Below are 14,602 nucleotides of genomic sequence, written 5' to 3' on the forward strand. Positions count from 1 at the left end.
ATCCCACCTGGGCTTATCCAATTGCGAGAAGTCCGAAGAGCCTCCCCTTTTCCCCGTAGGGTTTATGCGGTATTAGCCATCGTTTCCAATGGTTATCCCCCACAACTGGGCAAATTCCCAGGCATTACTCACCCGTCCGCCGCTCGACGCCGAGGTGCAAGCACCTCTCGTTTCCGCTCGACTTGCATGTGTTAGGCCTGCCGCCAGCGTTCAATCTGAGCCATGATCAAACTCTTCAATTAAAAGTTTAATTTGTTCACCCTAAGATGAACTACTCAATGAATTCTGTCGTTGACTCGTCATTTAAGACAAATCAATTTGCATGTCTGAAATCAGTTAAATTAATAACTCATTTCAATCAGTGCGGACTCTTCATTGATAGAATTTTTGTTAGCACCCGAAGATGATAACTGGATGTTTCTATCTCTGTGAGTGTCCACACAGATTTGCTTGATACTTATTTTTAAAGAACATTGTGCTTTTATCAGCACCCCGTCGAGTCGTTGTTCTCAGCGGGTCAGGGCTGCGTATTCTACGCATTTCCCTGTGGCCGTCAACACTTTTTTTAAAGTTTTTTCTGGCCGTTTGAAAAGTGATTAAATCCTCTTCAAACCCTGACTCGTCTTGCTTGCTGCTACATCGCTGTAGTGCCTGCTGTGCCGTGTCAGTGGTGGCGCATTATAGGGAGCTTAGAATTTTGCGCAACCCTTTTTTTAAGGTTTTTTGCATTTATTTTTTACTACCAAATTAAGCACATTAAACACACCTTTAACTCACAGAGTTATCCACATTCTCGACTTTTTAGTGCTTATTTTCACTGTCTAGCCAATCTATATATTTGAAGCCGCCTTAAATTATCTTCACCTATTACCGATGATGCTGTACTTAAACATAAAAAAAGCGCTTCATATTAGAAGCGCTTTTCTATGTTTACTTATATAAGTTGGCTTTTAGTTCAAACGGCCATGACATTGCTTGTATTTCTTACCAGAACCACATGGACATGGATCATTGCGCCCAATCTTCTCACCTTCTCTTACGATCGGGGTGTGGTTAGCCATTTCCGCTGTCATTTCATCACCGCTTGCCATCGACTCAGCTTGTGCATGTTGATACTCACGATGCAGACGAGCTTCTTCTTCACGGCGACGTTGTTCCATTTCTTCAACTTCAGATTGTGCTTGTACCTGAACTTTAGAAAGAATGCTGATCACATCATATTTAAGTGACTCCAACATTTCTTGGAAAAGCTCAAACGACTCACGCTTGTATTCTTGCTTTGGATTCTTTTGCGCATAACCACGTAAGTGAATACCTTGACGAAGATGATCCATTGCCGCTAAGTGTTCTTTCCATAATGTATCGAGCGTTTGTAGCATTACTGATTTTTCAAATTGACGTAATACATCAGGACCGACCATTTCTTGCTTTTGCGCGTATTCTTTAGCCCAAGTATCTACTATACGTTCGCGAAGTGTTTCTTCATGAAGATCATCTTCTTTATCTAGCCACTCTTGAACAGGTAATTTCAGACCAAATTCTTGCTGAAGACGTGTTTCTAAACCAGGAACATCCCAAAGCTCTTCAATAGACTGAGGCGGAATGTACTGATCGATCATGCCATTAAGTACATCATCTTTAATGCTGGCGATGGTTTCTTCAATATGCTCAGCATCCATCAGATCATTACGTTGAGAATACACCACTTGACGTTGGTCATTGGCAACATCATCAAACTCAAGTAATTGCTTACGGATATCGAAGTTACGTGCTTCTACTTTACGTTGTGCATTTTCAATGGCACGTGATACCCATGGGTGCTCAATCGCTTCACCTTCTTCCATGCCCAACTTCTTCATCATGCCAGATACACGATCAGAGGCGAAGATACGCATCAAGCTGTCTTCCATAGATAAGTAGAATCGAGAAGAACCGGCATCACCTTGACGACCAGAACGACCACGAAGCTGGTTATCAATACGGCGGGATTCGTGACGCTCAGTACCTAGAATATGTAAACCACCTGCTGCAACGACTTCGTCATGACGGATTTGCCAATCAGATTTGATTTTTGCTACTTGGTCGTCAGTTGGATTGTCTAGTGCGGCAACTTCAACGTTCCAGTTACCACCCAATACGATATCGGTACCACGACCAGCCATGTTAGTTGCAACGGTTACTGAACCCGAGCGACCGGCTTGCGCAACAATTTCTGCTTCTTTTTCGTGAAATTTAGCGTTCAATACATGGTGCGGAATTTTTTCTTGCTTCATTAAGCGTGACAATAATTCAGATTGCTCAATCGAAACGGTACCAACCAAGACTGGCTGACCACGTTCACGACAGTCTCTGATGTCATCAAGAATAGCGTTGTACTTTTCACGAGCAGTTAAATAAACCAAGTCAGCACGATCATCGCGAATCATTGGTTTGTTGGTTGGCACAACAACCGTGTCTAAACCATAGATGTGTTGGAATTCGAAGGCTTCAGTATCGGCTGTACCTGTCATACCCGCTAACTTTTCGTATAAGCGGAAGTAATTTTGGAAGGTAATCGATGCCAACGTTTGGTTTTCGTTTTGAATGTCGACGCCTTCTTTGGCTTCTACCGCTTGGTGTAGACCTTCAGACCAACGACGCCCCGGCATAGTACGACCCGTGTGTTCATCAACAATGACAACTTCACCGTCAGCGACGATATAGTCAACGTCTTTTTCAAATAAGGTATGTGCACGCAAGCCAGCATTTACATGGTGCAGTAATGAAATGTTCGCAGCAGAATAGAGTGAATCACCTTCTTGCAGTAATCCCGTTTCAATAAGCAAGTTTTCAATCTTTTCTTGACCACGTTCAGTCATATGAACTTGCTTAGATTTTTCATCTACGCTGTAGTCACCGTCGCCAGTGAACTCATCACTGTCTTCTTTTTCTTGTGAAACAAGATTCGGAATAAGTTTATTAACTTTGATGTATAACTCAGAACTGTCTTCTGCCGCACCAGAAATAATCAGTGGCGTACGAGCTTCATCGATAAGAATCGAGTCTACTTCGTCAATCAGTGCATAGTGAAGTGGACGTTGAACACGCTCTTGAGGTGAAAACGCCATGTTGTCACGAAGGTAGTCAAAACCAAATTCGTTGTTGGTGCCGTAAGTAATGTCAGCTGCGTAAGCTTGCTTTTTCTCTTCTGGTGCAAGACCAGCTACGTTGATACCAACACTTAAACCAAGAAATTCAAACAATGGACGGTTTAACTCGGCGTCACGACCTGCAAGGTAATCGTTCACGGTAATGATGTGTACACCTTTACCTGTTAACGCGTTTAGGTATGCCGGCAAAGTTGCGGTTAGCGTTTTACCCTCACCTGTACGCATTTCTGCGATGCGGTTACTGTCTAATACCATGCCGCCAAGTAACTGAACATCAAAGTGACGCATTTCGAAAACACGTTTAGAGGCTTCACGTACAACGGCAAATGCTTCTGGCGTGATGCTATCTAACGTTTCGCCATCTTCAATACGCTTGCGAAACTCATTGGTTTTCTCTGCAAGTTCGTTGTCTGAAAGCTTCTCAAAATCCGCTTCCATTGCGTTAATTTGGGTGACAACTTTTCCTAAACTTTTTAGGGTGCGTTCGTTACGGCTACCAAATATTTTTGTTAGTAATTTTCCAAACATCTGAATCACTTTTTCTGCTAGAGTCTAAAATCTGTCTAAAGTTAACGACCAAGGGTGATCATCTTGGTTTACGGTAGACGTACTTTTGCGGGTTGACTTGTTGCCCAGCCCGCAATACTTCGTAATGCACATGAGGTCCAGTTGAACGTCCTGTGCTTCCCATAGAGGCTATCTTTTGTCCCTTGGTAACGACATCACCAAGGTGCACGCTAATACTTGCGTTGTGTCCATAACGAGTCCGTAACCCGTTACCATGATCAATTTCAACTAAATTTCCATATCCAAACATGCTACCCGCCCAAGTTACTACGCCTGAACCAGTAGCAAGGACATCTTCACCTTCAGTACCAGCAAAATCAATGCCCTTATGCATTGCTCTTCGACCTGAAAAAGGATCGTTACGTAATCCGTATGGAGAAGATAGCCAACCTTTATTAATTGGACGGCCAGAAATGTATCGCTCACCATCTATATGGTGATGAGTTACAACGGTTTCAAGTACTTCGAGTTTTTGTTGTCGATTTTCGATACGGTACGCAAGATCATCCATGTCCTGAAGTAGTTGATCAAGCTGAATACTTTCGCCAATGTCACTGACACCACCAACACCAACTTCACTGGAAAAATCAAATTGATCAGCTAAGTGGTTCTTCTTAGCGACTTGCTGACCTAAGGCTTCTACTCGAGTAAGGTTAGCTTGCATGCGAGCAACTTGAGTCGCTAACTGTGCAATTTGAGCTTGAGTTTTCTGCTTAAGGTTTGTGACTTCTTCCTTTTGCATCTGTCTTTGATGCTTTGCAGAATTAATACTGGCTTGCTGATCGACAAATCGCTGATTATTATAGTGGTATGCGCTCACAATGATTGCGATAAGCGTCACAGGCAGTAATAGCCATCGCTTACCTAATTCAATGCGTTTTGCACCTTGTTTACCTTGTATAAATAAAGTGACACTCATAACCATCAACCAGTATCGTTAATATGAAAAAGCTTCCTCAAGAACTCAATCAATTGCTCAATGGCTCAGGTGCATTACCTGAACTAAAAGAGAAAGCCGAACTAATTTTGCGTTTGAACCAATTGCTAAAACAGCTTTTACAAGGTCCAATTGTCGAGCAAGTGCATGTGGCAAATTTGCGCCAAAACACCTTAATTCTTGAAACACCTTCCGCCGTTTGGGCGACTCGATTAAATGCTCAAAAATCTCAAATATTACTTACTATTCAAAACGAAGCGTTGCCCATGCTCACTGGAATTGACGTTAAAGTCAACCCAAGGCTATCAACTCATCACTCAAAAGCACCTATAGAACACGCAAAACTCAGTAAAACTTCGGCTTCTCATATTGAAGCACTGGCAGAGCATGTTGAGGGAGAATTAGGCCAGAAACTAAAACGGCTGGCTGCATTAGCCAGCCGTAATAGGCAATCTTAGGTGCTTAGGCCATGGCAGCCGCATTACTTGGGCTGACAAATTGCACAGGAACATCCGCTTCTTGTTCGTAACTTACTAGCTCCCACGCTTCTTGGTGGGCCAGTAACGCACGAACTAATTTGTTATTTAGGGCATGACCCGTTTTGTACGCACAAAATTCGCCAATCAACGCATGACCAGCGACATATAAGTCACCAAATGCATCAAGAATTTTGTGTTTTAAAAATTCATCGTCATATCTCAGACCGTCTGGATTCAATACACGATATTCATCAAGTACAACTGCATTTTCCATGCTGCCACCTAACGCAAGGTTGTTGGCTCTTAAATACTCAATATCGCGCATAAAACCAAAAGTACGTGCGCGACTAATATCTTTAACAAACCCTGATGTAGAGAAGTCCATCACCATGTGTTGTTGGCTACGAGAGATTTCTGGGTGATCAAAGTCAATTTTGAAATCGACTTTAAAGCCAGAGTAAGGCTTAATTTCAGCCCATTTATCTCCATCTTCAACACGGATGGTTTCTTTTATTCTAATGTATTTTTTCGCTGCAGATTGCTGAGCAATACCTGCCGACTGTAATAGGAATACAAACGGGCTAGCACTGCCATCCATAATTGGGATTTCCTCGGCATCGACATCGATATAGGCATTATCGATACCTAAACCCGCCAAGGCAGCAAATAAATGTTCGATGGTCTGAATTTTTACACCATCGTCATTCACTAATACGGTACAAAGCATGGTTTCACGAACTTGATCCGCTTTAGCTGGAATAGCCACTGCAGGCTCCAGATCGGTACGCATAAATACAATACCTGTATTTACGGGTGCAGGGCGAATGGCAAGTGTAACTTTACGACCAGAGTGCAAACCCACACCCGTCGTTTTCACCATTTTTTGAACTGTTCTTTGAAAAATCATGCAGTTACCTGTATTTGTTTTTTCTATAGGTCAGTAAAGGAACCCACTTAACGTCGCAGGCTGACTTAAGTGGGTCGAATATACTAACACATTTTGTATACGACACAAAAATCCACCATTTAAATGATGCTTTATGTCGTACATGCCCTAAAGGACATTGGCTGACCTAAATTTAGTCAGCTTGCTTGCGTAAAAACGCAGGAATATCTAGATAGTCTAGCTTATTATCTGGCGTTGGTGATGTTTGGGTTGCAGGAACCACATTGCCAGTTGGCGTTGCTACTCCTACTTTTGTATCGTCAATCGCTAGATTTTCAGCAACACTTACAGTCACAGGCTCGACTTCAACACGAGGAGCTGGCGCTGGCGTATTGGTTTTATTTACCAGTGTAATATCTGGTTTTTTCTCTGCACCAATCCCCGTTGCAACTACAGTTACTCGTAATTCATCACTCATTTCAGGGTCGATAACAGCACCAACGACTACGGTTGCATTATCTGAAGCGTAAGCCTTGACGTGATTACCCACAGTCTCAAACTCTTCAATGCTCATGTCCATACCAGCAGTGATGTTCACTAACACACCACGAGCACCAGCAAGGTCAATATCCTCAAGTAATGGACTTGCTACAGCAGATTCAGCCGCTTCTTCAGCACGGTCTTCACCACTCGCAATTCCTGTACCCATCATGGCGTTACCCATTTCAGACATTACTGTTTTTACGTCTGCAAAGTCGACGTTAATCAAACCAGGACGAGTAATCAGTTCAGCAATGCCTTGAACCGCGCCAAGCAGTACGTTGTTAGCTGCCGCAAATGCATCTAATAACGAAGTGCCTCGGCCTAACACTTTTAATAGTTTCTCATTAGGAATGGTAATGAGAGAGTCAACGTGCTTACCAAGCTCAACGATGCCTTCATCAGCAAAGGTCATACGCTTTTTACCTTCGAAAGGAAATGGCTTTGTCACAACCGCTACGGTTAGAATACCTTCCTCTTTGGCAATTTGAGCGACAACAGGAGCAGCACCCGTTCCGGTACCACCGCCCATGCCAGCTGCGATAAAGATCATGTCACACCCTTTGATGGCGGCACGAATGTTATCTTTATCTTCTTCAGCCGCTAAACGCCCAACTTCTGGGTTTGCACCAGCGCCTAAACCTTTGGTGATGTCTCTACCTAGTTGAATCGTTGCCCCTGCCGACGACTTACGCAATGCTTGCGCATCGGTATTGGTCGCAACAAACTCAACCCCTTCAATATTGTGTTTTACCATGTGTTCGACAGCGTTACCGCCGCCGCCACCAACACCGATGACCTTGATCACCGCTTCATCTGAATGAGTGTCCATGATCTCAAACATAATCAGAACTCCATATTGCCTGCATTAAAATTAAAACTGCCCTTTAAACCAACTTTTCACTGTACCTATCACACTCGTTACCCCTTGGCGCTCTGAACGATCATTTTCACGATCCATCAATTGACGAGCACCATAGTGCAAAAGGCCTAAGCCAGTAGAATAAATTGGCTGTTCAACGTATTCGTAAAGTCCTTTTACTGCCAATGGGGTTGCAACCCTAACCGGCATACCGAACGTTGCTTCAGCTACATCTACCGCTCCGTCTATCGAAGCAGTACCACCTGTTAACACGATGCCAGCTGCTATTTGATCTTCAAAGCCACTGTCTCGTAATTCTTGTAGTATCAACTCAAACATTTCTTGATACCTTGGTTCCACCACTTCTGCCAGTGTATGACGTGACATCGAACGTGATGGTCGCCCACCCACTGATGGGACTTCAATATTTTCTTCGCGGCTAACCGCTGCGCTTCTAGCATTAGCAAACTGAACTTTAATTTGTTCAGCATGCGTCAATGGCGTTCGGAATATCTTTGCAATATCACTGCTCACTTGGTTTCCAGCAACTGGAACTACCGCACAGTGACGAAGCGCGCCATTAGTGTATACCGCGATGTCAGTGGTCCCGCCACCAATATCAACAAGACAAACCCCAAGATCTTTTTCATCATTAGTCAGGGTAGCGTCTGCTGAAGCGATACCAGAAAACACTAGATCATCCACTTTTAAGCCACAACGCTCAACACTTTTTGTGATATTTTTCGCCATGTCATTGGCACAGGTCACAATATGTACTTTTGCTTCCATTCGCATGCCTGACATTCCTATAGGACTTTTTATCCCATCTTGAACATCAATGGCGTACTCTTGAGGCAGTACATGTAAAATTCTACGCTCGGTGGGTATTTTAACTGAACGAGCCGTATGAATCACATTTTCTACGTCTTCTTGGGTCACTTCTTCGTCATTAATGGACACCATACCGTTCTCATTCTGGCAAGAGATATGTTTACCAGAAATGCTGAGATACACCGAGGTCACCTGACAATCCGCCATCAGTTCAGCTTGATCTAACGAGCGCTGAACACTACGAATGATCGAATCTAGGTCGTTAACCCCGCCTTTATCCATCCCTCTAGATGGATGATTACCGACACCCACTACAGTAATTTCACCATCGGGCAATACTTCCCCAATGATCACTGCCACTTTTGAGGTTCCTATGTCCAACCCAACGATTAAATTTCTTTCTTGGTTTTTGGTCATGAGTTATCGATTCTCACTTTGTCTTTTATCCCAGCCGACGGCCAATCCTGTATCATACCGTAAATCTACGTTGGCTATCGGTTTGTTTTCCCTTTTTAAGGTTGGGTATACATCAATAAATCTTTGCACTCGGCGAATTTTGTCCTCTCGCCCAAGGTGAAGTTCTATACCATTAGCTAACATCACTTGCCAAGCGCGTCTTGGAGTCAGAGTTAATCGCTCTAAATCAAATCCATTTATTGCCAATAGTTGCCTTAACTGTTGGTAAGTTTTGAGCATATCCTTTGCCTCTTCATTCGGCCCGTATAAATAAGGTAAGGGCGCCATTTTGATGTGTTTAGGTACTATTGCTTGAAACACATCACCTTGTTGATTAATCCACTGCTCACCATTCCAATGAGCGACTACCTGTTGCTCTTGTATATAAACCTTCAATTTTGAAGGCCATTCGCGCTTTACTGATGCTCGATATACCCAAGGCAACCCTTCTAGCGCCTTTTGTACTTGAGTCACGTTTGCACTAAAAAAACTCCGACTCAGTAAATTTTTTAGTGCACTTTGAATTTCACCATCGGTTAGATAATGGCGATCTCCTTTGACAACAACCGCATCAATCGGTAATTGCTCTGCATCATTTACCAGCTTCGTTAACTTCCATCCTGTATACGTAAACCCAAGGATCACAAGTAATAGAAAAAAAAGACCGCCAACTAAATACCAATTAACGTCTAACATTTTTTCTTTATAACGCTGGTAACTTTCTCTCCATTTCAAGCCTGAGTCACTCCAAGCTGCATGCTATTATTCGATTAAGCGCTTTATTCTTAAGGCTATTCATCGTTTAACAACGAAAAACCTAACTCTGATTTAACTAATGCTTTTGACAATGCACCTATGTTCCCAGCCCCTTGTGTGAGCACCAGATCATTATCTTGTAAAACATCAGGCAATAGTATGGCTAATTGCTCAGTATTATTCACAAATATTGGATCCACTTTTCCTCGCTGACGTATCGCTCTGCATAACGTCCGTCCGTCAGCTCCGGGGATCACTTCTTCACCCGCCGCATACACTTCTAGTAACAGTAAGCTATCAACTTGAGATAACACATCGGCAAAGTCTTCAAATAAGTCTCGCGTACGAGTATAACGATGTGGCTGATAAGCCATCACTAAGCGCTTATTTGGGTAAGCTTGTCTAGCCGCTTGAATCGTCGCAGCGACTTCGCTAGGGTGATGACCATAGTCATCCACTAATAGCACTTGTCCTTTCGGGGTTGTAAAATCACCCAGCTTTTGAAAACGGCGACCAATACCTTGAAATTCAACTAGCGCTTTTTCAATGGGTGACTCTGCAATGTCATCCTCTTCCGCCACTGCAATCGAAGCTAGTGCATTAAGCACATTATGCTTTCCTGGCATATTGAGTTTAATTTTTAAATCTGCCTTTCCTGAGCGACGAACGGTAAACGCACTGATAGCACCGTGTTGTTCAAAGTCTACCGCTCTGTAGTCAGCATCTTCACTGAATCCATAGGTGACGACTTTACGACCAATTCGGGGCAATAATTCTCGGATCACAGGATCATCAATACATACCACAGCTAAACCGTAAAATGGTAGATTATGCAAAAACTCCACGAAAGCCGTTTTAAGCTTTTCAAAGTCACCGTCGTAGGTGCTCATATGATCCGCTTCAATATTAGTGATCACTGCGATCATTGGCTGTAAATGCAAAAAGCTGGCATCACTTTCATCCGCTTCAGCAATCAGGTATCGACTGCTCCCTAATCTGGCATTGGTTCCAGCACTATTAAGCAATCCACCGATGACAAATGTTGGGTCTTTTTCTGCCTCAGCATAAACACTGGCAATCAAACTCGTCGTCGTGGTTTTTCCATGGGTGCCCGCAATGGCGATACCATGTCTAAAGCGCATCAATTCAGCTAACATTTCAGCTCGCTGAACTTGAGGTATCCGTAACTCTTGAGCGGCGATGAGCTCTGGGTTATCGCTTTGGATAGCCGTAGACACCACCACCACATCCGTTTGTTTAACATTATCGGCATGGTGGCCAATCGTTATTTCAGCACCTAGATTTGCGAGTCTGTCTGTTACTCTATTTGTGGCAATATCTGAGCCACTGATCACATAACCTTCATTAAGCAGCACTTCAGCAATCCCGCCCATACCAGCACCACCGATGCCGACAAAATGAATACGCTTAATGCGGCGCATTTCTGGAATTTGACTACGTAATTGCGCGTGTTTTTCTGCATTTGTCATGCGACTTCTTTCTCCGTTAGGGCCTTACACACCTCTGCAACCTGTTCAGTCGCATTGATCATGGCAACCTGTTTTGCTTGTTGCCCCATTTTTGCAAGTTCAGCTCTGTTTTCAGCAAGTAGGCTCAGCTTTTCAACAAACTGCTCAACAGATGCTATCGGCTGTGGCAATAAGAATGCGCCACCAGCATTAACCAATACCTTGGCATTTAAGGTTTGGTGATCGTCAACGGCATGTGGGTAAGGCACTAAAATGCTCGGTTTTCCAACCATTGCCAACTCTGACACCGTTAATGCCCCAGCTCTGCAAATGACCACATCTGCCCACTGATAAGCCGCTTGCATATCATCTATAAATTCAGCCACTTGAACAGAATTTTGTTGCAATTGCTTCTGATAAGCCTTAGTAACCGTCTGCAAGTTTCCTTTACCCACTTGATGCCATAATGTGACTGAATGAGTTCGACTTAATTCAGCAGCAACGAGCGGCATCCGTTCATTAAATACTTTTGCCCCCAAGCTACCGCCAACAACCAATACTTTTAGCGCTTTATCATCTTGAGTTAAAGATAACTCTCTTAAGCTTTCTAGCTCAGATCGAACAGGATTACCCACGACCTTTGCGTTTAACGATGAATCAAAAGTACCCTCGAAAGCACACAGCACCTTAGAAGCAATTTTCGATAGCAACTTATTCGTCATCCCTGGAATCGCATTTTGCTCATGCAATACCAGTGGTATCCCCATTAGTTTTGCGGCTACACCACCCGGGCCACTCGCAAAGCCTCCCATTCCCATCACAACATCGGGCTGAAATTCTTGGATAATTTTGCGAGCCTGCGCGATCGCTTTAAGTATTTTAACTGGCGCCATTACTTTTCGAATAATGCCATTGCCACGAACACCTTTAATATCAATAAACTTGATGTTAAAACCGTGCTGTGGGACTAATTTAGCTTCCATCCGCTCTGCGGTACCTAACCACAGCACTTCCCAACCTTCGTTGGCCAATCTTTTGGCTACGGCTAAAGCCGGAAAAACATGACCTCCTGTTCCACCGGCCATGACTAAAATACGCTTTTGCACTGTGCTGTTATTTTTCTTGCTCATCGCCGTCATGTACTTCCTCGCCGCTGGATTGCCTGTGTTTGATCCAACCTTACTTCATAATCAATTCGTAATAACATCATGGCTGCCGCTGTCATGATCCATAAACTACTGCCACCAAAACTGATAAACGGTAATGTTAGTCCTTTCGTGGGTAACATCCCGATGCTAGCACCAACATTGACTATGGTTTGAAAACAAATCCATATACCAATGGCGTAAGCTAAATAACCCTCAAATGGTTTATTCGATTCTACACATTTACTTCCTAGCTTTATCGCTCTCAAAGTAATAAATAACAATACCGCCAGTGCTAAAAGGATCCCTATAAAACCAAGCTCTTCACCAACCACTGCAAAAATAAAGTCAGTGTGCGCTTCAGGAAGATATTCTAATTTTTGAATACTGTTGCCAAGCCCCTGTCCTAACCAGCCTCCACGACCATAGGCCATCAAAGACTGTGTTAACTGATACCCTGCTCCAAAAGGATCGTCCCATGGATTCATAAACGACGTCACACGCCGCATTCGATAAGGCGCTGATACCACTAACACGACAAATAGTGCGACGCCCAGCATCATTAATAGAAAGAAATCTTGTAATCTCGCACCAGCTAACCACAACAAACTTACAGTTATGACAAATAAAACAACCACAGAACCTAAATCTGGTTGCAAAAGAATGAGTCCTGCATAGGCAACCAATACCAGTATTGGTTTAATAAAACCAAACATTCGCTGGCGCACTTCATCATGGCGTCTGACCAAATACCCTGCCAGATATACACTGAACGCCAACTTAGCCACTTCGGCTACTTGGATCCGGATCGGGCCAAATTTAAGCCATCGAGTTGCCCCGTTAACGTTATGTCCTATTAGCAATACCGCAACTAACCCTAGAAATACGGCAATCAACATCCATGGGCTCAGTTTTTGCCAAAAGCTCATATCTAGACTCAGCACCACTAACGAAATGGCTAAACAACCTCCAAGATATATCAGATGACGATTTACAAACTGAAAAGGATTTCCCGTTAAGCTTTCTGCTTCTGGCATTGAAGCAGACATCACCATCACAAACCCAAAGCCAAATAAACAAATAATGGCAAACAATAACGCTCTATCATAAAGCTGATGACCGGGGCGTCGGTCTCCAAACCTTAGCTTTGGCCAAGACCAAGAGACCTCAGTACCAAATAAATTAAGCTGTTTCTCAGTGCTCGCCATAATACTCACGAACCTTTTGTTGGAAGTCGTTTCCACGCTCAACAAAATTTGTGTACATATCGGTACTGGCACAAGCTGGAGATAACAACACAATATCCTTATTCTCAGCTTGCTCAATGGCATAGCTTACCGCCTGCCCCATATTTTCAACGATCTTATGCTTCTCAGTCAGCTTAGCCATAGCTTCAGCATCTTGACCAAATACAATCATTACCTTAACGCGCTCAAGCGGAGCCTTTAGTGGATACAAGTCGGCTTTTTTGGAGTCACCGCCAGCAATCAGTATGATGTTACCTTCATCATTATGCAGCCCGTCAACAGCCGCAACTACGGCTCCCACATTTGTCGCCTTTGAGTCATCAATAAAGGTTATGCCTTCATACTGAGCAATTTTTTCACAACGATGTGAGAGTCCAACAAATTGGCAGGCCGCTTCAATCATTGCTGGTTTTTTAACACCTGCAATTTGCGCTAACGCCATTGCTGCAAGGATATTTTCTTGATTATGACGACCTAAAGCTGATGCTTCATTGGCTCGCATAATACTTTCATCACCTTGACATAACACTCCATCCACCACGCCCCATTGACCTTGTTTGGGCTTATCTAATCCAAAACTGATTACATTGTTAGGTTCAAGAGGATGAGCCTGAAAATCTTTACGATTAATAACTTGATGCTGGGTTTGCTCGAATAATTTCAGTTTGGTCTGACGGTAACTATCAAAGGTCAGATATCTATCCATATGATCGTGCGAAATATTCAAGCACGTTGCTGCAAGGCAGTTTAGGCTTTTTGTCGTTTCTAATTGAAAACTACTTAGCTCTAATACGTACAGATCCGCTTCTTGCTCAAGTAAATCGAGTGCTGGGGTTCCTAGATTTCCTCCTACAGCCACATTAATACCGCTACGCTTGGCCATATCGCCTACTAATGTGGTTACGGTAGACTTCCCATTAGAACCCGTTATCCCTATGACTTCTGCTTGTGTTGAAGCAATGGCTTGGGCAAATAACTCAATATCACCAATCACCTCAACACCAAGTTCTCTGGCGGTTTTCACTTCAGGTGTTGAAGCCGCCACTCCAGGACTAATAATGATTTGATTGGCTTCTAACAACATATTTTGGTCGAATTTACCCACTACAACTCCCACCGTAGGAAACTCTTCCATTAAGGCCTCTAAACCTGGTGGAATTGCGCGATTGTCCATAACGCAAGGGGTAATGCCCTGCTTAAGCAAATAACGCACAATAGAGAGCCCTGTAGCTCCCATTCCAAGTACTATGTGCGTATGTGGCTGTTTCATTCAATTAC

11 protein-coding genes and 1 rRNA gene (1 of these 12 cut by a window edge) are annotated in these 14,602 nt (G+C 43.4%); 1 reads left to right on the forward strand and 11 read right to left on the reverse strand.

The window, feature by feature from the left end; genetic code table 11:
- From E2H97_RS16265 to E2H97_RS16275, 3 genes are all read right to left on the reverse strand, one after another.
- Positions 1-242 (reverse strand): 16S ribosomal RNA (locus E2H97_RS16265); it reaches 1,298 nt to the left of the window's first position.
- Between the two features lie 708 nt (positions 243-950).
- Positions 951-3,677 carry a preprotein translocase subunit SecA gene (secA, locus tag E2H97_RS16270; RefSeq protein ID WP_133408109.1) on the reverse strand — a complete coding sequence of 909 codons (2,727 nt, stop codon included), beginning with the start codon at positions 3,675-3,677 and terminating at the stop codon, positions 951-953.
- Between the two features lie 58 nt (positions 3,678-3,735).
- Complete coding sequence (locus tag E2H97_RS16275) at positions 3,736-4,635, reverse strand: M23 family metallopeptidase (RefSeq protein WP_133408110.1); 900 nt, start codon at positions 4,633-4,635, stop codon at positions 3,736-3,738.
- A 23-nt stretch (positions 4,636-4,658) separates the two neighbouring features.
- Here E2H97_RS16275 and E2H97_RS16280 point away from each other — a divergent pair, with 23 nt between their 5' ends.
- The gene (locus tag E2H97_RS16280; RefSeq protein WP_133408111.1) at positions 4,659-5,111 is read left to right on the forward strand and encodes a DUF721 domain-containing protein; all 453 of its coding nucleotides are present in this window, start codon (positions 4,659-4,661) and stop codon (positions 5,109-5,111) included.
- Between the two features lie 4 nt (positions 5,112-5,115).
- Here the strand turns inward: E2H97_RS16280 and lpxC are convergent, their stop codons facing one another.
- The 8 genes from lpxC to murD all read right to left on the reverse strand — a co-directional run bounded on the left by lpxC (position 5,116) and on the right by murD (position 14,594).
- The gene (gene lpxC, locus E2H97_RS16285; RefSeq protein WP_133408112.1) at positions 5,116-6,039 is read right to left on the reverse strand and encodes a UDP-3-O-acyl-N-acetylglucosamine deacetylase; all 924 of its coding nucleotides are present in this window, start codon (positions 6,037-6,039) and stop codon (positions 5,116-5,118) included.
- A gap of 172 nt (positions 6,040-6,211) precedes the next feature.
- Positions 6,212-7,402: a cell division protein FtsZ gene (gene ftsZ, locus E2H97_RS16290; RefSeq protein WP_133408113.1), complete on the reverse strand. Its 1,191-nt coding sequence runs from the start codon at positions 7,400-7,402 to the stop codon at positions 6,212-6,214.
- Between the two features lie 30 nt (positions 7,403-7,432).
- Complete coding sequence (gene ftsA / locus E2H97_RS16295) at positions 7,433-8,668, reverse strand: cell division protein FtsA (RefSeq protein ID WP_133408114.1); 1,236 nt, start codon at positions 8,666-8,668, stop codon at positions 7,433-7,435.
- 3 nt (positions 8,669-8,671) lie between these two features.
- Positions 8,672-9,442: a cell division protein FtsQ/DivIB gene (locus E2H97_RS16300; RefSeq protein ID WP_246029019.1), complete on the reverse strand. Its 771-nt coding sequence runs from the start codon at positions 9,440-9,442 to the stop codon at positions 8,672-8,674.
- A 56-nt stretch (positions 9,443-9,498) separates the two neighbouring features.
- Complete coding sequence (gene murC / locus E2H97_RS16305) at positions 9,499-10,953, reverse strand: UDP-N-acetylmuramate--L-alanine ligase (protein WP_133408115.1); 1,455 nt, start codon at positions 10,951-10,953, stop codon at positions 9,499-9,501.
- A complete protein-coding gene (gene murG, locus E2H97_RS16310) occupies positions 10,950-12,062 on the reverse strand; it encodes an undecaprenyldiphospho-muramoylpentapeptide beta-N-acetylglucosaminyltransferase (RefSeq protein ID WP_133408683.1) in 1,113 nt (370 codons plus the stop codon). Before murG ends, murC begins: the two co-directional genes overlap by 4 nt.
- Before the next feature lie 5 nt (positions 12,063-12,067).
- Entirely contained in the window at positions 12,068-13,285 is a 1,218-nt protein-coding gene (gene ftsW / locus E2H97_RS16315; RefSeq protein WP_133408116.1) for a cell division protein FtsW, read from the reverse strand.
- Positions 13,272-14,594, reverse strand: coding sequence for a UDP-N-acetylmuramoyl-L-alanine--D-glutamate ligase (murD, locus tag E2H97_RS16320; RefSeq protein ID WP_133408117.1), 1,323 nt, complete (start codon positions 14,592-14,594; stop codon positions 13,272-13,274). Before murD ends, ftsW begins: the two co-directional genes overlap by 14 nt.
- Between the last annotated feature and the right edge of the window lie 8 nt (positions 14,595-14,602).

The sequence above is a fragment of the Parashewanella tropica genome (genome assembly GCF_004358445.1).
In the GTDB taxonomy this organism is placed as follows: domain Bacteria; phylum Pseudomonadota; class Gammaproteobacteria; order Enterobacterales; family Shewanellaceae; genus Parashewanella; species Parashewanella tropica.